Source organism: Pantoea endophytica (genome assembly GCF_002858935.1).
In the GTDB taxonomy this organism is placed as follows: domain Bacteria; phylum Pseudomonadota; class Gammaproteobacteria; order Enterobacterales; family Enterobacteriaceae; genus Pantoea; species Pantoea leporis.
Genome location: NZ_PJRT01000017.1, coordinates 53,819 through 73,889, shown reverse-complemented (window position 1 = coordinate 73,889; position 20,071 = coordinate 53,819). Strand labels below are relative to the sequence as shown.

The window sequence follows — 20,071 nt, the reverse complement described above, 5'->3', positions numbered from 1 at the left end:
CACTCGTCACCCGAGAGCAAGCTCTCTGTGCTACCGTTCGACTTGCATGTGTTAGGCCTGCCGCCAGCGTTCAATCTGAGCCATGATCAAACTCTTCAATTTAAGTTTGATTTGCTGAAACGAGTTCAGCGGTGCTCATCTGTAAAACGTCATAATGAATTTCATTATGTGTTCACTCGTGAGGCTTTGATATTTTTTGCGTCCGGAGACGCGGATATCAATCCTGCGAGTGCCCACACAGATTGTCTGATAAATTGTTAAAGAGCGATGCGAACAACGGCTGAACCGTCTGTCGCGAGGTGGCGTATACTACGCTACTCTCCTTCGGAGTCAAACACTTTTTTCAGCGTTTTCATCCGGCGGGATGAATTTCTTCACTCCCTGCCGAGTCGTCTGCGTTGCCGCTTTGCCGTCTCAGTGGTGGCGCATTATAGGGAGTTCATTTCAGCTGACAAGTGCTAATTTGAAGTTTTCGCGCGACCGCTCACTTTCCAGGCTATGCGTTGCAAAAAGCAGCTAATTCTTGCAAAAGGCCAAAAAAAACGGGCCTGCAGGCCCGTTTTAATCAGAAGTGATTACTGATGAGCAACAATCACATCGTCTTTAACATCCATTTCGATGGTTTTTCCCGGAACCAGGGCACCAGAAAGAATCTGCTGAGCCAGCGGGTTTTCAATCTGCTGCTGAATAGCACGTTTCAATGGACGCGCACCATACACCGGGTCGTAGCCATTCTCGCCGAGCAGTTTGAGCGCCTCATCGGAGATATGCAGCTGATAGCCACGCTCCTCAAGACGTTTATACAAACGTTGCAGCTGAATCTGCGCAATTGAAGCAATGTGTTTTTCGCCCAATGGGTGGAACACCACCATGTCATCGATACGGTTGATAAACTCTGGGCGGAAATGCTGCCCCACAACCGTCATCACCACCTCTTTCATCTCCGCATAATCCAGAGAACCGAAACGTTCCTGAATAAGATCGGAGCCAAGGTTCGAGGTCATGATCACCACGGTATTGCGGAAATCGACCGTACGGCCCTGTCCGTCGGTTAAGCGACCATCATCCAGCACCTGCAACAGAATGTTGAACACATCAGGATGCGCCTTCTCCACTTCATCCAGCAGAATCACCGAATAAGGCCGACGACGTACCGCTTCGGTCAGATAACCGCCCTCTTCATAGCCGACATATCCCGGAGGTGCACCCACCAGCCGCGACACCGAGTGTTTTTCCATAAACTCGGACATATCAATACGCACCATCGCGTCATCGCTATCGAACAGGAAGCTAGCCAGCGCTTTACACAACTCGGTTTTCCCTACCCCCGTTGGTCCGAGGAACAGGAAGGAACCAATTGGACGATTCGGATCGGACAAGCCGGCACGACTACGACGAATCGCATTCGAAACCGCTTCTACCGCTTCGTTCTGGCCAATGACGCGTGAATGCAAATCCTGCTCCATACGCAGCAACTTGTCGCGCTCGCCTTCCATCATGCGTGCGACAGGAATTCCGGTCCAACGCGCCAGTACATCGGCGATCTCCACATCCGTTACGCGATTACGTAACAGCTTCATGGTTTTACCTTCAGACTGCGTAGCGATGGCTAACTGTTTCTCCAGCTCCGGAATTTTACCGTACTGCAGCTCAGACATCTGACCCAGGTCACCAACGCGACGCGCTTGCTCCATCGTCAGGCGCGCTTGCTCCAGCTCGGCTTTAATGTTTTGCGTGCCGGTTAATGAGGCTTTTTCCGCTTTCCACTCCTCTTCCAGCTCAGCATATTCACGCTCTTTCTGGTCAAGTTCACTTTCCAGCATTTCCAGACGCTTCACGCTGGCGTCATCAGACTCTTTCTTCAGCGCCTGCTGCTCAAGTTTCAACTGGATGATGCGGCGCTCAAGGCGATCAAGGGATTCAGGCTTCGAATCCATCTGTAAACGAATGCTTGAGGCCGCTTCGTCTATCAGGTCGATGGCCTTATCCGGCAGCTGACGATCGGAGATGTAACGATGCGACAACGTCGCCGCAGCCACAATCGCCGGATCGGTGATCTGCACATGATGGTGCAGCTCATAGCGTTCTTTCAGTCCGCGCAGAATGGCAATGGTATCTTCGACACTCGGCTCAGCAACGAAGACTTTCTGGAAACGACGTTCCAGCGCCGCATCTTTCTCTATGAACTGACGATACTCATTCAACGTAGTTGCGCCGACACAGTGCAACTCACCACGCGCCAATGCGGGTTTCAGCATGTTGCCGGCATCCATGGCGCCATCGGCTTTACCTGCGCCCACCATGGTATGCAGTTCGTCGATAAACAGAATGACGTTGCCTTCCTGCTTCGCCAAATCGCTAAGCACGCCTTTGAGGCGCTCTTCAAATTCACCGCGATATTTGGCGCCCGCCACCAGCGAACCCATATCCAGAGCCAGCACGCGACGGCCTTTCAGCCCTTCCGGTACTTCGCCATTGATGATGCGCTGCGCTAAACCTTCGGCAATAGCCGTTTTACCGACGCCGGGTTCACCAATCAGCACCGGGTTATTTTTGGTACGACGCTGCAACACCTGAATGGTGCGGCGAATTTCTTCATCACGACCGATAACCGGATCAAGCTTGCCGAGTTCGGCACGCTCTGTAAGGTCGATGGTGTATTTTTTTAATGCCTGACGCTGATCTTCAGCCCCTTGATCGTTCACGCTGTCTCCTCCCCGTATTTGCTCGATGGCCGCAGAGAGTTTTTCCGGAGTCGCGCCAGCTGATTTCAAAAGATCAGCCAGCGAGCCACGTGAATCGAGGGCCGCCAAAACAAATAATTCAGATGATATAAAGTTGTCGCCGCGCTTTTGCGCCAGCTTGTCGCACAGATTGAGTACCCGAATCAGATCGGCGGATGGCTGCACATCGCCGTCCGTGCCTTCAACCTGAGGTAGTCGATTAATCGCTTGTTCAATGCTGGTACGCAGGCCAGCCACGTCGGCACCCGCTGCGCTGAGCAACGGACGCACCGATCCGCCTTCCTGGTTGAGCAATGCGCTCATCAAATGAAGGGGTTCAATGAATTGATTGTCATGTCCCAGAGCAAGGGACTGTGCATCGGCAAGTGCCAGTTGAAATTTATTAGTAAGACGATCCAGACGCATAATTCCTCCCATTACAGGTCAAAATGCTACTGGAGATTAAATGAGGTCATCCCTCAAATTTTTCAAGGTTAATGACCTGAGTTGTGAGCAAAAAATACGCTAACTGGACCGTCTTGTGGCGTAAGGTTATCTCAGCCAAATCAAAGTTGCCATACGCCCGGTGATTCCGTCGCGTCGGTAGGAGAAAAAATCATCGCGCTCATGGAAGGTACATCGCGTTGAACCGCTGATGGAATGCACGCCAGCGGCCTGTAGACGATGACGCGCCAGCAGCCAAATATCGGCAAAGTATTTGTTACCCGCCGGGCGGAAAGCCTCTTCCGCTTGTGAATCATGGGCCATAAATGCCGTTCTGACTTCCGAGCCAACTTCAAATGCCAGCGGCCCAATTGCCGGACCAAGCCATGCATGAATGTCATTTGGCGCGCAGTGAAACTGCGACAACGTCTGTTCCAGCACACCATTACAGAGTCCACGCCAACCGGCATGTGCTGCAGCGACTTCACTGCCATCCTTGCTGCAGAACAGCACCGGCAAACAATCCGCCGTCATCACTGCGCAAACAACCCCGCTTTCACGCGTGATTGCGGCATCAGCGCGCGGCAGCGGATCGCTGGCGGGTAAACGCGCAACCACTTGACCATGGATCTGATCCAGCCATTGCGGCATTGCAGGTAACGTCAGTTGCTCAACCAGGCGCTGACGATTCTGAGCAACATGCGCCTCAGCGTCGCCAACATGCCCACCAAGATTCAACGAATCCCATGGAGCAGCGCTGACGCCGCCGTAACGCGTGGTGGAACATGCCCGAACATGCTGCGGCGCAGGCCAATCCGGGATGATCCATTCACTCATAGCCAATCCATCTGATCGCGGAATTCAAGGGTATCGGCTTTCAGCGCATCAATTAAATCGACCATATCCTGCGGCAACGGCGCATGCCATTCCATCTCAATACCGGTGATTGGGTGATAGAGACGTAACATCGTGGCATGCAGCGCCTGGCGATCAAAACCCCGTAGCGTAGTGATGAAAGCTTCAGATGCCCCTTTTGGCGGACGTGGGCGGCCACCGTACAGCGGATCGCCCACCAGCGGATGGTTAATATGCGCCATATGCACACGAATTTGATGGGTACGACCGGTTTCGAGACGCAAACGCAAACGCGTATGGGCACGAAAATGCTCCATGATGCGATAGTGCGTGGTTGCCGGTTTACCCATCGGGTGCACCGCCATGTGCGTACGTTTGGTTGAGTGGCGCGCCATGGGCTGATCCACCGTACCGCCCGCAGTCATGGTGCCAATAGCCACCGCTTCATACTCACGCGTGATTTCGCGCAGCTGCAGCGTTTCAACCAGGTGCGTTTGCGCAGGAACGGTTTTCGCGACCACCATCAAACCGGTGGTATCTTTATCCAGACGATGAACAATACCTGCACGAGGTACGTCAACGATCGGTGGATAGTGATAAAGCAGTGCGTTAAGCACTGTGCCATCAGGATTACCGGCGCCGGGATGTACCACCAAACCGCGAGGTTTGTTGATGACCAGAATGTCGTCATCTTCATAGACGATATTCAATGGGATGTTTTGCGCTTCCCAGCGTTGCTCTTCTTCGATCTCAGCATCAATCGAGACATGCTCACCGCCATAAACTTTTTCTTTTGGTTTATCGATGATAGTGCCGTTGACGCTGACTCGGCGCTCGAGAATCCATTCTTTTATGCGAGAACGTGAATAATCAGGGAACAATTCTGCCAAAGTCTGATCTAAGCGTTGTCCAAGCTGTGCTTCGGACACCGTTGCGGTGAGTTGAACTTGTTGTGCCATATACAGCTTCTTCGTTAACGTTGGGTTTTCACGGCGATGCCGTTTAATATAATGTGCTATCGTACCTGGTCATAACTGGGAGCTATACGGACAGCTTCTGCTACAACACTTTGAGGATAATCATTTCGTCATGACGCGTATGAAACATCTGGTGGCTGCTGCCACACTGAGCCTGAGCCTGGCGCTTGTGGGTTGTTCTGGCTCATCAGATCCAGTCCCGGACAGCCCGCCGTCTGAAATTTACGCCACGGCCCAGCAAAAGCTGCAGGACGGTAACTTTAAAGCGGCGATTAAGCAACTGGAAGCACTGGATAACCGCTATCCGTTTGGCCCTTACTCGCAGCAAGTACAGCTGGATTTGATCTACGCGTATTACAAAAATGCCGATCTGCCACTGGCGCAAGCCGCTATATCTCGCTTTATGCGTCTGAATCCAACCCATCCGAATATCGACTATGTCATCTATATGAAAGGTCTGACGGATATGGCGCTGGACGATTCTGCACTGCAGGGCTTCTTCGGTATCGATCGTTCCGATCGTGATCCGACGCACGCTCGTGATGCTTTCCGTGACTTCTCGCAATTACTGCGCGGTTATCCAAACAGCCAATATGCTGCGGATGCGCAGAAACGTTTGGCATTCCTGAAAGAGCGCCTGGCGAAGTATGAACTCTCGGTGGCGCAATTCTATACCAAGCGCGGTGCCTATGTCGCTGTTGTTAACCGCGTGGAAACAATGATGAAGGATTATCCGGATACTGAGGCGACCCACGAAGCGTTGCCGTTGATGGAGAATGCTTACCGCCAGCTGCAGTTGACGGCCGAGGCCGACAAAGTGGCAAAAATCATTGCGGCAAATAATCAGTCCTGATTATTACACCCACAAAAAAGCAGCCCATGAGGCTGCTTTTTTTATGTCACTTTGTGGATAATTCAGCAGTTTTACGGATTTATCGCTGCAGTTATCTAGTCAATCATGCGCCCTTCCCCAGTCGTCTTCAAGTATTTCCCGCCACTTTCCCGGCCTTTCTCACAATTAAGCGGCATTGACAAAAAGTGACATTTCAATGTGATTTAGATCACACATTTTCTTGATTTCCGCGGTATGCTGGACCTACCCACACGGAAATGACAGAGAGGTTTAACTATGATTCTGAACATTACCAGCAAACAAATGGAAATCACCGAGGCCATCCGTAACCACGTTGAAGAGCGTCTCGCCAAGCTGGAAAAATGGCAAACACATCTGATAAACCCTCACATTGTGTTATCGAAAGAGCCGAAGGAATTTGTGGCTGATGCCACCATTAATACGCCTAACGGAACGCTGGTTGCCAGCGCGAAACATGATGATATGTATACGGCCATCAATGACTTGATTGCCAAGCTGGAGCGACAACTCAATAAAGCGCAACACAAACCCGAAGCCCGTCGCGCCAACAGCAGTGTGAAAGATTTTCTTCCTACAGAATAAGCAAACATCTTTAGTAACGCGCCTCCGGGCGCGTTTTTTATTGACAGCTTTAAATCACTGCGGTTACTCTCAAGCCACTTCATTTATGGAAACAACCATGAAACATCTGCCGTTCTTCTTCGCATTCTTTTTTACCTTCCCCTGATTGGGAGGCGATTCGTCATGTGAAAATGAATGCGAAGACGAACAACAAAGCCTCCCAAATGGGAGGCTTTTTTATTGGACATTTTACAGGTGAGCCCTATGAATCCCGAAAATCCGCTGCTGGCATTACGCGATAAAATCAGCGCCGTTGATGAAAAACTCTTAGCGCTTTTGTCGGAGCGTCGCATACTGGCCGTTGAAGTTGCGCAGGCTAAACTGGCAACGCATCGCCCTATCCGCGACGTTGAGCGTGAACGCGCTCTGCTGGAAAACTTAATTTCACTGGGTAAAAAGCATCAGCTTGATGCGCATTACATCACTCGCCTGTTTCAGTTGGTGATTGAAGATTCGGTTCTAACTCAGCAAGCCTTGTTGCAAAAGAATCTCAACCATCCACATGCTCACGCACCGCGCATTGCATTCCTTGGTCCGAAAGGTTCTTACTCACATCTCGCGGCGCGCAAATACGCTACCCGGCATTTTGATTCAATGGTTGAGATCGGCTGCCTGAAATTCCATGACATCATTCATCAGGTGGAAAGTGGACAAGCGGACTACGCGGTGATGCCGATTGAAAATACCAGCTCTGGTTCGATCAACGACGTTTACGATCTGCTTCAGCAAACCACGCTATCGATTGTGGGTGAACTGACCATTCCAATTGAGCACTGTGTGCTGGTCAACGGCAGCACCGATTTGCAGCAGATCGAAACGGTATATAGCCATCCACAGCCATTCCAGCAGTGCAGCCAGTTCATTAATCGTTTCCCGCAGTGGAAAATCGAATACACCGAAAGCACTGCTGCAGCGATGGAGAAAGTGGCAGCGATGAATTCACCAAAGGTTGCCGCATTGGGTAGCGAAGCGGGCGGTGAGCTGTATGGATTGCAGGTGCTGGAGCGCAATCTGGCCAATCAACAGCAGAACCACACGCGCTTCATCGTGCTGGCACGTAAAGCGATTGAAGTTTCGGGTCAGGTTCCAGCGAAAACAACATTGATCATGGCAACGGGTCAACAAGCAGGCGCATTGGTGGAAGCGCTGATGGTATTACGTAACCACGGCCTCATCATGAGCAAACTGGAAAACCGTCCCATCAACGGCAATCCGTGGGAAGAGATGTTTTATATTGATGTGCAGGGCAATCTGCAGTCAGAAAATATGCAGTTGGCGTTAACCGAGTTGAGCGGCTTAACCCGTTCATTAAAAGTTCTTGGCTGCTATCCAGGCGAGAATGTGGTGCCGGTTGAGCCGCGTCTCTAAGCAAAAAGGCATCCGTGAGGATGCCTTTTGTTTTTACTGCCGGCTATCGTTCGCCGATCGCAGCATGCTTCTGCTTTCGACCAGGAAGCGTTTCGCGTAATCACCAAACCAGTGTTCGACGCGCTCAAAGCTATCGATAAAGGCTTGCTTATCGCCCTGCTCGAGCAGTTTGATCGCATCGCCAAATCGCTGGTAATAACGTTTAATAAGCGCCAGATTGCTCTCCGAGGACATGATGATGTCCGCGTAAAGCTGTGGATCCTGCGCAAACAGACGTCCAACCATTGCCAGTTCAAGGCGGTATATCGGTGAAGATAGCGCCAGCAGCTGATCCAGATTAACGTTCTCTTCCGCCAGATGCAGACCGTAAGCGAAAGTCGCAAAGTGACGCAGTGCCTGAATAAACGCCATATTCTGGTCGTGCTCAACGGCACTGATACGATGCAGCCGCGCGCCCCAAACCTGAATCTGCTCAAGAAACCACTGATAAGCTTCCGGCTGACGGCCATCACACCAAACCACAACCTGCTTTGCCAGGCTGCCGCTGTCCGGACCAAACATCGGATGCAAGCCCAGAACCGGTCCGGTGTGCGCGGCCAGCATCGCCTGCAGCGGGCGATTCTTCACCGAAGCCAGATCGACCAGAATGCAGTCTTCTGGCAATTTCGGCAGCTCACCGATGATTTGCTCGGTCAGATGAATTGGCACACTGATGATCACCATGCCCGCATCTTTCAGCAGCTCGTCAGAGCGTTCCCTATCGCCTTTATCCAGAATGCGGACCTGATAGCCAGAAAGCGTCAGCATCTTTTCAAACAGACGCCCCATCTGGCCGCGGCCACCTACAATCACTACCGGACGCAATGTCGGACACAGCGTTTTGAAGCCTTTGTCATTTTCATGCGCATAGGATTCACGCATCAAACGACGCAATACATCTTCAATCAAGTCCGGCGACACGCCGAGCGCTTCAGCTTCCTGGCGGCGTGAAGCCAGCATGCTGGCCTCACGCTCAGGAACATAGATCGGCAAACCGTAGCGGCTTTTAACTTCCCCTACTTCGGCTACCAGCTCCAGTCGTTTTGCCAGTAACCCAAGCAGTGCTTTATCTACTTCATCGATTTGATCGCGTAGCGCGGTCAGTTCAGCCACCATGACTCATTACACCTCGTGTGACAGACGCGCCGACAGCACTCCCTGCAGATCCTGATGGATTTCACGCAGCAACGTTTCAGTGGTTTCCCAGTTGATGCAGGCATCAGTGACGGACACACCGTATTTCATTTCGCTACGTGGCTGTTCAGAAGACTGGTTGCCTTCATGAATGTTGCTTTCCAACATCAGGCCAATGATGGAACGGTTTCCATCTTTAATCTGCGCAATAGCCGATTCGGCTACGCCAGGCTGGCGACGATAGTCTTTATTAGAATTACCATGGCTGCAATCTATCATTAAGGCCGGACGCAGTCCCGCTTTCAGCATCTCTTTTTCACACTGAGCGACATCTTCTGGACCGTAGTTTGGTGCTTTACCGCCGCGCAGAATCACATGCCCATCTGGGTTGCCCTGCGTTTGCAGCAAGCAAACCTGGCCGGCCTGATTGATGCCAACAAAACGGTGCGGCATTGCGGCGGCGCGCATGGCGTTAATCGCGGTGCCCAGGCTGCCATCCGTACCATTTTTAAAACCAACCGGCATGGAAAGGCCTGAAGCCATTTCACGGTGGGTTTGTGATTCAGTGGTACGCGCACCAATCGCTGACCAGCTAAACAGATCGCCAAGATATTGCGGGCTATTCGGATCCAGCGCTTCGGTCGCCAGCGGTAAACCCATCTCAACGAGATTAACCAGCAGTTGACGCGCGATATGCAGGCCAGCTTCCATATCAAACGAGTTGTTCATGTAAGGATCGTTGATTAACCCCTTCCAGCCGACGGTGGTTCGAGGTTTTTCAAAATAAACGCGCATAACGATGTACAGCTGATCCTTCAACTGTGCAGAGAGAGATTGCAACTGACGGGCATAGGCAAGCGCGGCTTCAGTATCGTGAATCGAACAAGGACCACAAACCACCAACAGACGCGGATCGCGGCCCGCAATAATATCGGCAATGGTTTGGCGAGAAGACGCAATTTGCGCTTCCTGCGCCGCAGTGAGCGGGAATTTGGCTTTCAGCTCTTGCGGGGTAATCAAAATTTGTTCGTCGGCGATATGCACATTGTTCAGCGCGTCTTTTTGCATGATTGCGATCCTTTTCACTCGTTTATGCGGTTTGGGATCCTCACTGAGGATGGCGCTTACTTTATCACACCCTGTACAGGTTGCAATCCACCCATGTACACATTTATTACCACATCAAATAAAAAACACAGGTAATATTAAAATAACCATTAAAATCAAATACATAATTGAAATGACGGCAGAGTGAAAGTGTAAACTAAAGGTTACATACAATTATTTTCTGATGATGCTCTCAACTGAAAGTTTGGTATAACATTTTGATTTTCATTGTTTTCAGGAAACATACACTTTTCCATCTTAGGGATGATCCTGCGCTCTTATACGCCCATAAAAAAAGGGGCTGGCCAAATGGCCAACCCCTTGTTTGCTATTAACTTTGAGAAGTCGCTTACGCGCCAAGACGCTCTTTGATACGAGCTGACTTACCGGTACGCTCACGCAGGTAATACAGTTTGGCTTTACGCACAGCACCACGACGTTTAACAGCAATGCTGTCAATTACTGGAGAGTGAGTCTGGAAGACACGCTCAACACCTTCGCCGTTAGAAATCTTACGAACAGTGAATGCAGAATGCAGACCGCGGTTACGAATAGCGATAACCACGCCCTCGAATGCCTGCAGACGCTTCTTAGAACCTTCTACGACCCATACTTTCACTTCCACGGAATCACCCGGACGGAATGAAGGTACGTCCTGCTTCATCTGCTCTTGTTCAAGTTGCTTGATAATGTTGCTCATAATTAAATCTCTTATCCTGGGTAAACTGATAGTGAGGGAAGATTACTCTCCCGCCTCATCGTTTTGTTGCTGCTGATGTTCACGCTGGAACTCATTTAGCAACCGTGCTTGCTCTTCAGTCAGAGCCAGGTTTTCCAGAAGTTCAGGTCTTCTTAGCCAGGTACGGCCTAACGACTGTTTCAGGCGCCAGCGGCGAATATCGGCATGGTTGCCCGACAGTAAAACTGGCGGAACTTCCATCCCTTCTAACACTTCAGGTCGGGTATAGTGCGGGCAATCCAGCAAACCATCCGAGAACGAATCCTCATCGGCTGACGCCTGTTTTCCCAGTACGCCGGGAATAAACCGGGCGACCGAGTCTATCAACGTCATGGCTGGCAGCTCACCGCCACTAAGAACGTAATCACCGATTGACCATTCTTCATCAATCTCAGTGTGAATCACGCGCTCATCTATCCCTTCATAGCGACCACACACCAGAATCAACTTCTGATGGGTCGCCAGTTCGCAAACGCCCTGTTGGTCCAGTTTGCGTCCCTGAGGTGAAAGATAAATCACCTTAGCACCTTCTCCCGCCGCTGCTTTCGCTGCGGAGATGGCGTCCCGTAAGGGTTGCACCATCATCAACATTCCCGGTCCGCCGCCGTAAGGACGATCGTCCACGGTACGGTGCCGGTCATGCGTGAAGTCACGAGGACTCCAGCTGTGAATGTCGAGCAGGCCATTTTTTACTGCCCGGCCAGTTACCCCGTACTCGGTAATAGCGCGAAACATCTCTGGAAACAGGCTAATAACACCAATCCACATCGCGTTCGCCGTTACGTTACCGGATTGTCCGGAGATCAAAAACCAGGATCCCAATCTACTTCAATAAGGCCAGTAGAGAGATCGACTTTCTTGATAACCTGTTCATCAAGAAACGGGATTAACCGCTCTTGCGCACCGAATGCATCCTTCAGGTTTGCCTTAACGACGAGAACGTCGTTCGATCCGGTTTCCATCAAATCAATGACTTTGCCCATCTCGTAGCCTTCGAGGTTCACTACTTTCATTCCCATAAGGTCTTTCCAGTAGTAATCGCCTGCTTCCAGCGCTGGCAGCTGCGTGGAGTCGACCGTAATTTCGCAATTGGTCAACTGTGCCGCAGCGTCCCGATCGTCAATGCCTTTGACTTTGATGATCAGGTCCTGATTGTGGTGCTTCCAGCCCTCGAGTTCGACCTGCTGCCATTTACCGGCGCGCTGGATGAACCAAGGTTGGTAGTCGAAGATGCTTTCAGCGTCTTCAGTGGAGGAAAACACTTTGAGCCAACCCCGAATTCCGTAAGCCGCGCCCATTTTTCCCAATACAATCGGGTTAACGGGAGGCTGCCCGGCAGGTTTAATGCTCATGCTCACCACCGTGACAGATTAAGCTGCTTTCTTTGCTTCTTTGATCAGCGCGTTAACGCGATCAGAAAGCGTTGCGCCCTGGCCAACCCAGTGCTCAATACGGTCCAGATCCAGACGCAGACCTTCAGCCTGACCAGAAGCGATCGGGTTGAAGAAACCTACGCGCTCGATGAAACGACCGTTACGAGCATTGCGGCTGTCAGTGACGACGACCTGATAGAACGGACGCTTTTTAGCGCCGTGACGTGCCAAACGAATTGTTACCATAACATCCTCATTAGTTAATAAAGCGCTCGGGCCCCATCGAGGAACGGGGCCCGAGCGCGATATAAAAAGCCCGAAAATTTTACTCATTTTGGCGCAAAAAGCAACCTAAGCGTGCCAAATTTCCGGCTTTATGACGGCCGCCTTAGCGACCAGGGAATCCAGGCGGCATCATACCTTTCATGCCACGCATCATTTTGGCCATGCCGCCTTTCTTCATTTTCTTCATCATGCGCTGCATATCATCGAACTGTTTCAGCAGTCGGTTGACATCTTGCACCTGCATGCCTGAGCCCAACGCAATACGACGTTTGCGCGACCCCTTGATAATTTCTGGCTTCTCACGCTCTTTACGCGTCATCGAATTGATGATGGCTTCCATGCGGACCAGCACTTTGTCATCCATCTGCGATTTCACGTTGTCAGGCAGTTGCCCCATGCCCGGCAGTTTGCCCATCAGGCTCGCCATGCCGCCCATGTTACGCATCTGCTTCAACTGCTCAAGGAAGTCGTTGAGATCAAAACCGTCGCCGGTTTTCAGTTTCTTCGCCAGTTTCTCCGCCTGATCGCGGTCAACTTTGCTTTCGATATCTTCGATCAGCGACAGAACATCGCCCATGCCGAGAATGCGCGACGCGATACGCTCTGGATAGAAAGCTTCCAGCGCTTCGGTCTTCTCACCCATCCCCATAAATTTGATTGGCTTGCCGGTAATGTGACGAATCGACAGCGCCGCACCACCGCGCGCATCACCATCGACTTTCGTCAGGATCACACCGGTCAGCGGCAGCGCTTCGTTGAAGGCTTTCGCGGTGTTGGCGGCATCCTGACCGGTCATGGCATCGACCACAAACAGGGTTTCCACCGGATTTATCGCGGCGTGTACCTGTTTGATTTCGTCCATCATCGCTTCATCGACGTGTAAACGACCGGCGGTATCCACCAGCAGCACATCGTAGAATTGCACTTTGGCTTGTTTTAGCGCGTTCTGAACAATATCTACCGGCTTTTGACTCAGATCGGACGGACAGAAATCCACGCCGACCTGGCCAGCCAGGGTTTCCAGCTGTTTGATCGCCGCGGGGCGATAAACGTCAGCAGAAACTACCAGCACTTTTTTCTTATGCTTCTCGCGCAAGAATTTACCCAGTTTCGCCACGCTAGTGGTTTTACCAGCACCTTGCAAACCTGCCATCAGCACCACGGCTGGCGGCTGAGCATTCAGATTGAGCGCATTATTTTCAGCGCCCATCGCCGCAACCAGTTCGTTGCGCACGATTTTGATGAACTCCTGGCCTGGCGTCAGGCTTTTGTTCACATCGTGGCCAACGGCGGCCTCTTTCACGCGATTAATAAATTCACGCACTACCGGCAGCGCAACGTCAGCTTCCAGCAGCGCCATGCGGACTTCACGCAGCGTGTCTTTGATGTTGTCTTCAGTCAGCCTTCCGCGGCCGCTGATATTGCGCAGGGTTTGCGACAAACGATCGGTTAAATTATCAAACATGCTCTCTCACTTAGAACCGTAGCGAGGCCGCCATAGGCGACACAATGCGGCGGATTATAACACGAAGACGAAGCGATCTCTGCAATTGACCGTCAGATCGTTTGGAGCCTGCTGCTGCTGGCGCTATACTGCTTTTTTCCTTATCTGACCGATACCTGAAAGGATCTATGTTCGTTTTCGCGATCGTGGCGCTGTTCGCCTACTCCCTCAGCCTTGCATTGATCATTCCCAGCCTGCTTAAACGCAACGGTGGCTGGCGTCGTTTTGCTGTGCTTTCTGCCTGCGTGGCGCTGATTGCGCACGCCATTGCTCTGCAGCAGCGCATTTTTGCTGTTGATAACGGGCAAAACCTCAGCCTGCTTAATATCGGCTCGCTGGTTAGCCTGCTGATCTGCGCCATCATGACAATTGTCGCCTCGCGCAATCGTGGCTGGCTGCTGCTGCCGATTGTTTACAGCTTTGCATTGATTAATCTGGCCTTTGCCACTTTTGTGCCCAATGCCTTTATTACGCATCTGGAAACCACGCCGGGCATGATGGTTCACATCGGTCTGTCGCTGTTTGCCTATGCCACGCTGATCATCGCGGCACTGTATGCGCTGCAGCTGGCGTGGATCGATTACCAGTTGAAAAATAAGAAACTGGCTTTCACTCAGGATATGCCGCCGCTGCTCAGCATTGAGCGCAAAATGTTCCACATCACGCAGATTGGCGTTGTGCTGTTGACGCTGGTGCTGTGCACCGGTTTGCTCTTCATGCATAACCTGTTTAGCGCTGAGAATGTGGATAAAGCTGTTCTCTCCATCATTGCCTGGTTTGTCTACATCGTTCTGCTTTGGGGACACTATCGTGAAGGCTGGCGCGGACGCCGCGTCGTGTGGTTTAACTGTGGCGGCGCATTGCTGCTAACCATGGCCTACTTCGGCAGCCGCGTGCTTCAGCACCTGCTCACCTCTCACTAAGGATTTTGTGTTGGAACACGTTTCAACCACCACGCTGATCATTACGCTGGTCATCATGGTGCTGGTCTCTGCCTATTTCTCCGGTTCAGAGACCGGCATGATGACGCTTAATCGCTACAAACTGCGCCATAAAGCCAAAAGCGGCAATCGCGGTGCGCGTCGGGTAGAAAAACTTCTGCGTCGTCCCGACCGCCTGATCAGCCTGGTTTTAATTGGCAACAACCTCGTTAATATTCTCGCCTCCGCACTCGGCACCATTGTCGGTATGCGCCTGTATGGTGATGCTGGCGTAGCGATTGCCACCGGCATTCTGACTTTTGTCGTGCTGGTATTTGCCGAGGTGCTGCCGAAAACGGTCGCGGCGCTCTATCCAGAAAAAGTGGCCTATCCCAGTAGCGTGTTACTGGCTCCGCTGCAGTATGTGATGCTGCCGCTGGTGTGGCTGCTGAATACCATAACCCGCATTCTGATGCGCATGGTGGGCATTAAAACCGACGGTTCCATCAGTTCGGCGTTAAGCAAAGAAGAGTTGCGCACCATTGTGCATGAGTCGCGCTCGCTGATGTCGCGGCGTAATCAGGACATGCTGCTGTCAGTGCTTGATCTGGAGAAAGTCAGCGTGGATGACATCATGGTGCCGCGCAATGAGATCGTCGGCATCAACGTCAATGATGACTGGAAATCGATTGAGCGCCAGCTGAGTCATTCGCCGCATGGGCGTATCGTCCTGTTCCGTGACTCGCTGGATGACTGTGTTGGTATGCTGCGCGTGCGTGAAGCCTGGCGCATGATGACCGAGAAGAAAGAGTTCAACAAAGATCGCCTGCTGCGTGCTGCTGATGAGATTTACTATGTACCGGAAGGCACGCCGCTTAACGTGCAGCTGGTTAAATTTCAGCGCAACAAAAAGAAAGTCGGCATGGTGGTTGATGAATATGGCGATGTTAAAGGCTTAGTGACGATCGAAGATATTCTGGAAGAGATCGTCGGCGATTTCACCACCTCCATGTCGCCGTCGTTGGCCGAAGAAGTCATGCCGCAAAATGATGGTTCGGTATTGATTGAAGGCAGCGCCAATGTGCGTGAAATCAACAAAGCCTTTAACTGGACGTTACCGGAAGAGGATGCGCGCACCATTAACGGCATGCTGCTGGAAGCACTGGAAGAGATTCCGCTGGTCGATACTCGTGTCACACTTGGCGCCTACGATATCGATATCCTTGATGTGCAGGACAACATGGTGAAGCAGGTGCGCATTACGCCACACCACGCACTGAAATCCTCCATCGGCTCCTGAAGCCTGTAAACAAAAACGCCGCGATAATCGCGGCGTTTTTCATGGTGTCTCAACTAGATGTGCAGCTCTTTCAGCTTTTCCGCTGGCAGCTTCAAATCTTCGTTGCGGTTCACGCCGATGTCGTGCGCCAGCACATTGCGCGCGATCTGCTGCGCTTCATCCAGTGAGTGCAGTTTGTAGCTGCCGCACTGGTATTCGTTCAGCTCTGGAATCTGGCCCTGCTCTTTGACTTTCAGGACATCTTCCATCGCGCCTTTCCAGGCTTTCGCTACACGCTGCTCGTCAGGCGTGCCAATCAAACTCATGTAGAAGCCGGTGCGGCAACCCATTGGCGAGATGTCGACGATTTCAACGCCATCACCATTCAGATGATTACGCATGAAGCCAGCAAACAGGTGCTCCAGCGTATGAATGCCACGCTCAGTCAGAATTTCAATATTCGGACGGCAAAAACGCAGGTCGAAAACGGTGATGGTATCGCCATGCGGAGTTTTCATGGTTTTTGCTACGCGTACTGCAGGTGCGCCCATGATGGTGTGATCAACAGTAAAACTATCCAGTAGTGGCATACGTCACCTCCTGTTTTGAGATTTTTTTTTAAAACGATGAAACTTTTCTGTTCGTCCAGCGTCTGAATATATGAAAGACGCGCATTTGTTATCATCATCCCTGACAACAGAGATGTTTATTTTGGCCACATTGATGTGGCCATTTTCTTTTCTAGCCTTCGCGACCCGCAAGGTAGCTTTCGAAATCCAGCGTATCGCTCTGTTCCAGCTTCTCTTGTGCCTGCACCGACTCCAGCGCCTGACGACTAAAATCTTCTTCAGTCAGAATCTCTAACGACTCTTCACACAGCAGATGACGATATTGCTCTGCCAATGCCACGCCCGCGCCGGTCAAACCGTTTTCTTTGATCGCATGCAGGATGCGCGCCGAATAGGTTAGCTCAGGATCGTCGAAAGATGCCACCAGTTGATCGCAAACCTGTTGATATTGCGTGTTGCCGTGATTGCTGTCGAGCACTTCCGCCACGCGACGCAGATCGGCAAACAGCGCTTTACCCACTTCAACCAGCGTATGTTCTTTTTCGCTGCAACCTACTGCAATGACCTGGCCAGGCTTACGCCCTTCCATCACCACGCGATTCCAGTTTTTACGCGTACACAGCAGCTCATCCGCGCTCATTTCTGGCGCATCAGCCAGCGTACACCAAATCAGGAACAGATCGAGGAAGCGCGCCTGATCGGCATCTACGCCAATCGCGGAGAATGGGTTGATGTCCAGCGAACGCACTTCAATGTATTCAATACCGCCACGCAACAGCGCATCGGATGGTGCCTCGCCTGAACGCGTAACGCGTTTCGGACGAATCGGCGCATACAGCTCGTTTTCAATTTGCAGCACATTGGTGTTCAGCTGCAGCCAGTTGCCTTCGGCATCTTTGGTACCCATGGCGGCATACTCTTCCGACGGCGTTTTAATCGCTGCCTTCAGTGCTGCAACGTAACCTTCCAGCGAGTTAAAAGTGATACCCAAACCGCTCTGCGATTTGTTGGTATAACCAAGGTCGCTCAGGCGCAGTGAGGTGGCGTGAGGCAGCCACAGCGTACCCTTGCCATCACCTTCAAACGGCAAATTGCTTTCGCGCCCTTGCAGGAAAGAGGAGCAGATCGCTGGCGATGCACCGAACAGATACGGAATGACCCAGCCAAAACGATAGTAGTTACGAATCAGACGCAGATAGCCGGCAGAGATGGTCTCTTTGCCGCTTTCGGCATCTTTTACATCCGCCCACTCCTGCCAAAACGACAGCGGCAACGAGAAGTTGTAGTGCACGCCAGAGATAATCTGCATCAGCGCGCTATAGCGATTCTTCAGCCCCTGACGATACAGCGTTTTCATTTTGCCAATGTTCGAGCTGCCATACTGCGCCAGCTCGATGCTATCAACGTCATCAATGAAGCCCGGCATGCTGAAAGGCCACAAGCGCTCCTCGCCTAACTCACGCGCCACATGACGGTGAATATCGCGCAGGAACGCCAGTGAACGATCGATGCTCTGATCAACTGGCGTGATGAACTCCATCAGCGTTTCGGCAAAATCGGTGGTGATCCAATCATGCTTAAGCGCCGAACCGAGTGACTCAGGATGTCCTGTGGTTGCCAGGTGACCATCGGGTTTTACGCGTAATGATTCGCGCTCAATACCACGGCCGATACCCTTTAACGCGTCAGGATGCGCCTCCAGCCAGGAAAGTGCCTTAGATACGTCCGGGATCACGTTAACCTCCCGCTGTGTTAATAATTTATTTTTGTTCAGCATAATGTTAGCCGTAGCCTCGAATCTGTGCGAATCAATGCCACCATTGCATTGTTTGCAATGTGGCGGTCGCGATAACGATATAACGCAGCGTTTTACCCATGGCGAGGAACAGCACTGAAGGTAGCCAGGCAAAGCGCAACCAACCTGCGAGCACGCAGAGTAAGTCGCCCACTACCGGCAGCCAGCTAAAAATCAGTGCTGCAGGTCCTAATCGGTGTAACCACGTCATTGCTGTGTCGTGCCATCGCCCTTGCCCTTTTGGCGGCATCAGGCGACCAAGAAGAATGTTGGTCAGGCCACCCAGCGTGTTTCCCACTGATGCAGCCAATAACAATCCATAAACCGAACCTTTTTGGGCGATCAGCAGTGCAACCAGCACCGCTTCCGAGCTTCCTGGTAACAGAGTCGCGCTAAGAAAGCTGCTGCCGAATAACGATCCATAGGTCAGAAATTCATTCACAGTAAACGGACATCAACCACGTCCATGCCTGCTGCTTTGGCGGCTTGTACGCCGAAGTCAGCATCCTCAAACACTACACAGCGCTCGGGTGCGATACCCATTAATTCAGCGCAGCGTAAAAAGGTATCCGGCTGCGGCTTATGACGCTGTACGTCATCCGCTCCGACCACCGCATCAAACAGGTGGTAAACACCTAACTCTTCGAGTAAGGCTTTTGCCAGGCTGTGTTCACTGCCGGTGCCCACCGCCATCGGACGGCGACCATGATAAGCCTTTACCACGTCCATCAACGGCAGCGGACGCACGTCATCCAGCAACATCGCTTTCAGTGCAGCGGTTTTTTCCGCCGCCAGCAGATGCGGATCGTGCGTTGCATTGTTCTGCTCAAGAATGAACTGCGCCAGTTGCCAGGTTGGAGCGCCATTGAAGCCCACCATTTTTTCTTCATCCATGGTGAAACCATAGCGGCCAAGCACCTGCTGCCAGGCTTTTCGATGTGTCGGCTCAGTATCCAGAATTGTGCCGTCCATATCGAAAATCAGGGCGTCATATTGGTCGTACATTGTCACTCCATCGAGCACCACAAAATGAGCCATTACTTTAGCGTAATGCGCTCAGGTTGTCGCCAGGCACGCTTAACCGCAAATGCTTTGAAAGCATTAGTTTTTTTCGTTTTCAGAAAAAGGTCAGAGTGCAATGCCGTGGATAAACGCCGGTAAATTCAGCGATTTTTTTACAAATTGATTTGATTGCTGCAGGATTCAGAAACTGAGAGTCAAAAAAAGAAAGGTATCGAAGAAGAGATGGTGCATCCAGGAGGATTCGAACCTCCGACCGCTCGGTTCGTAGCCGAGTACTCTATCCAGCTGAGCTATGGATGCATTGAGTTACTGCTGAAGAAAATTTTGAGAAGTTTGAAGAGGAATGGTGCATCCAGGAGGATTCGAACCTCCGACCGCTCGGTTCGTAGCCGAGTACTCTATCCAGCTGAGCTATGGATGCATTGAGGTTTTCTTACGATGG

The 20,071-nt window shown here is 51.6% G+C and carries 20 protein-coding genes, 2 tRNA genes, 1 rRNA gene and 1 other annotated feature; of the genes, 6 read left to right on the top strand and 17 right to left on the bottom strand.

Annotated elements, in window-relative coordinates:
* The 4 genes from PZBJ_RS11900 to rluD all read right to left on the bottom strand — a co-directional run.
* Nucleotides 1-102: ribosomal RNA gene (locus tag PZBJ_RS11900) — 16S ribosomal RNA — on the bottom strand; the annotation flags it as partial.
* Nucleotides 103-575: 473 nt separating this feature from the next.
* Entirely contained in the window at nt 576-3,149 is a 2,574-nt protein-coding gene (gene clpB, locus PZBJ_RS11895; protein ID WP_101762630.1) for an ATP-dependent chaperone ClpB, read from the bottom strand.
* Between the two features lie 126 nt (nt 3,150-3,275).
* On the bottom strand, nt 3,276-4,004 hold the full coding sequence (yfiH, locus tag PZBJ_RS11890; protein WP_101762629.1) for a purine nucleoside phosphorylase YfiH: 729 nt from the start codon (nt 4,002-4,004) through the stop codon (nt 3,276-3,278).
* On the bottom strand, nt 4,001-4,981 hold the full coding sequence (gene rluD, locus PZBJ_RS11885; RefSeq protein ID WP_101762628.1) for a 23S rRNA pseudouridine(1911/1915/1917) synthase RluD: 981 nt from the start codon (nt 4,979-4,981) through the stop codon (nt 4,001-4,003). The genes yfiH and rluD overlap by 4 nt, the downstream gene beginning before the upstream one ends.
* A gap of 130 nt (nt 4,982-5,111) precedes the next feature.
* Between rluD and bamD the strand changes: the two genes are divergently transcribed.
* From bamD to pheA, 4 genes are all read left to right on the top strand, one after another.
* Nucleotides 5,112-5,852 (top strand): outer membrane protein assembly factor BamD, encoded by a 741-nt coding sequence (bamD, locus tag PZBJ_RS11880; protein ID WP_008109011.1) that lies wholly within the window; start codon nt 5,112-5,114, stop codon nt 5,850-5,852.
* Nucleotides 5,853-6,128: 276 nt separating this feature from the next.
* The gene (gene raiA, locus PZBJ_RS11875) at nt 6,129-6,455 is read left to right on the top strand and encodes a ribosome-associated translation inhibitor RaiA (RefSeq protein WP_008109009.1); all 327 of its coding nucleotides are present in this window, start codon (nt 6,129-6,131) and stop codon (nt 6,453-6,455) included.
* Nucleotides 6,456-6,551: 96 nt separating this feature from the next.
* Nucleotides 6,552-6,676: a sequence feature (Phe leader region), on the top strand.
* Nucleotides 6,553-6,600 carry a pheA operon leader peptide PheL gene (gene pheL, locus PZBJ_RS11870; protein ID WP_100703679.1) on the top strand — a complete coding sequence of 16 codons (48 nt, stop codon included), beginning with the start codon at nt 6,553-6,555 and terminating at the stop codon, nt 6,598-6,600. Its footprint overlaps the feature before it by 48 nt.
* 22 nt (nt 6,677-6,698) lie before the next feature.
* A complete protein-coding gene (gene pheA / locus PZBJ_RS11865) occupies nt 6,699-7,862 on the top strand; it encodes a bifunctional chorismate mutase/prephenate dehydratase (protein ID WP_101762627.1) in 1,164 nt (387 codons plus the stop codon).
* Between the two features lie 33 nt (nt 7,863-7,895).
* Here the strand turns inward: pheA and tyrA are convergent, their stop codons facing one another.
* From tyrA to ffh, 7 genes are all read right to left on the bottom strand, one after another.
* Nucleotides 7,896-9,017, bottom strand: coding sequence for a bifunctional chorismate mutase/prephenate dehydrogenase (gene tyrA, locus PZBJ_RS11860; protein ID WP_101762626.1), 1,122 nt, complete (start codon nt 9,015-9,017; stop codon nt 7,896-7,898).
* A 6-nt stretch (nt 9,018-9,023) separates the two neighbouring features.
* Nucleotides 9,024-10,103, bottom strand: coding sequence for a 3-deoxy-7-phosphoheptulonate synthase (locus PZBJ_RS11855; RefSeq protein WP_101762625.1), 1,080 nt, complete (start codon nt 10,101-10,103; stop codon nt 9,024-9,026).
* A 388-nt stretch (nt 10,104-10,491) separates the two neighbouring features.
* Entirely contained in the window at nt 10,492-10,842 is a 351-nt protein-coding gene (rplS, locus tag PZBJ_RS11850) for a 50S ribosomal protein L19 (protein WP_007893316.1), read from the bottom strand.
* A 42-nt stretch (nt 10,843-10,884) separates the two neighbouring features.
* Nucleotides 10,885-11,649 (bottom strand): tRNA (guanosine(37)-N1)-methyltransferase TrmD, encoded by a 765-nt coding sequence (gene trmD, locus PZBJ_RS11845; RefSeq protein ID WP_206098215.1) that lies wholly within the window; start codon nt 11,647-11,649, stop codon nt 10,885-10,887.
* 35 nt (nt 11,650-11,684) lie between these two features.
* Nucleotides 11,685-12,233, bottom strand: coding sequence for a ribosome maturation factor RimM (rimM, locus tag PZBJ_RS11840; RefSeq protein WP_008108998.1), 549 nt, complete (start codon nt 12,231-12,233; stop codon nt 11,685-11,687).
* A gap of 18 nt (nt 12,234-12,251) precedes the next feature.
* Entirely contained in the window at nt 12,252-12,500 is a 249-nt protein-coding gene (gene rpsP, locus PZBJ_RS11835) for a 30S ribosomal protein S16 (protein ID WP_007893313.1), read from the bottom strand.
* A 142-nt stretch (nt 12,501-12,642) separates the two neighbouring features.
* Entirely contained in the window at nt 12,643-14,004 is a 1,362-nt protein-coding gene (gene ffh, locus PZBJ_RS11830) for a signal recognition particle protein (RefSeq protein WP_101762624.1), read from the bottom strand.
* Nucleotides 14,005-14,171: 167 nt separating this feature from the next.
* Here ffh and PZBJ_RS11825 point away from each other — a divergent pair, with 167 nt between their 5' ends.
* Nucleotides 14,172-14,966 (top strand): cytochrome C assembly family protein, encoded by a 795-nt coding sequence (locus tag PZBJ_RS11825; protein ID WP_101762623.1) that lies wholly within the window; start codon nt 14,172-14,174, stop codon nt 14,964-14,966.
* 10 nt (nt 14,967-14,976) lie between these two features.
* Nucleotides 14,977-16,263 (top strand): HlyC/CorC family transporter, encoded by a 1,287-nt coding sequence (locus PZBJ_RS11820; RefSeq protein WP_101762622.1) that lies wholly within the window; start codon nt 14,977-14,979, stop codon nt 16,261-16,263.
* A gap of 53 nt (nt 16,264-16,316) precedes the next feature.
* On the opposite strand, the gene luxS is transcribed toward PZBJ_RS11820, so the two are convergent.
* The 6 genes from luxS to PZBJ_RS11790 all read right to left on the bottom strand — a co-directional run bounded on the left by luxS (nt 16,317) and on the right by PZBJ_RS11790 (nt 20,050).
* Entirely contained in the window at nt 16,317-16,832 is a 516-nt protein-coding gene (luxS, locus tag PZBJ_RS11815) for an S-ribosylhomocysteine lyase (RefSeq protein ID WP_007893307.1), read from the bottom strand.
* 151 nt (nt 16,833-16,983) lie between these two features.
* The gene (gshA, locus tag PZBJ_RS11810) at nt 16,984-18,588 is read right to left on the bottom strand and encodes a glutamate--cysteine ligase (RefSeq protein ID WP_101762621.1); all 1,605 of its coding nucleotides are present in this window, start codon (nt 18,586-18,588) and stop codon (nt 16,984-16,986) included.
* Between the two features lie 31 nt (nt 18,589-18,619).
* Nucleotides 18,620-19,048, bottom strand: a complete 429-nt coding sequence (locus PZBJ_RS11805; protein WP_101762620.1) for a YqaA family protein — start codon at nt 19,046-19,048, stop codon at nt 18,620-18,622.
* Nucleotides 19,045-19,611: a fructose-1-phosphate/6-phosphogluconate phosphatase gene (gene yqaB, locus PZBJ_RS11800; RefSeq protein ID WP_008108985.1), complete on the bottom strand. Its 567-nt coding sequence runs from the start codon at nt 19,609-19,611 to the stop codon at nt 19,045-19,047. The genes PZBJ_RS11805 and yqaB overlap by 4 nt, the downstream gene beginning before the upstream one ends.
* A 241-nt stretch (nt 19,612-19,852) precedes the next feature.
* Nucleotides 19,853-19,929, bottom strand: a tRNA-Arg gene (locus PZBJ_RS11795).
* Between the two features lie 44 nt (nt 19,930-19,973).
* A tRNA-Arg gene (locus PZBJ_RS11790) sits at nt 19,974-20,050 on the bottom strand.
* Between the last annotated feature and the right edge of the window lie 21 nt (nt 20,051-20,071).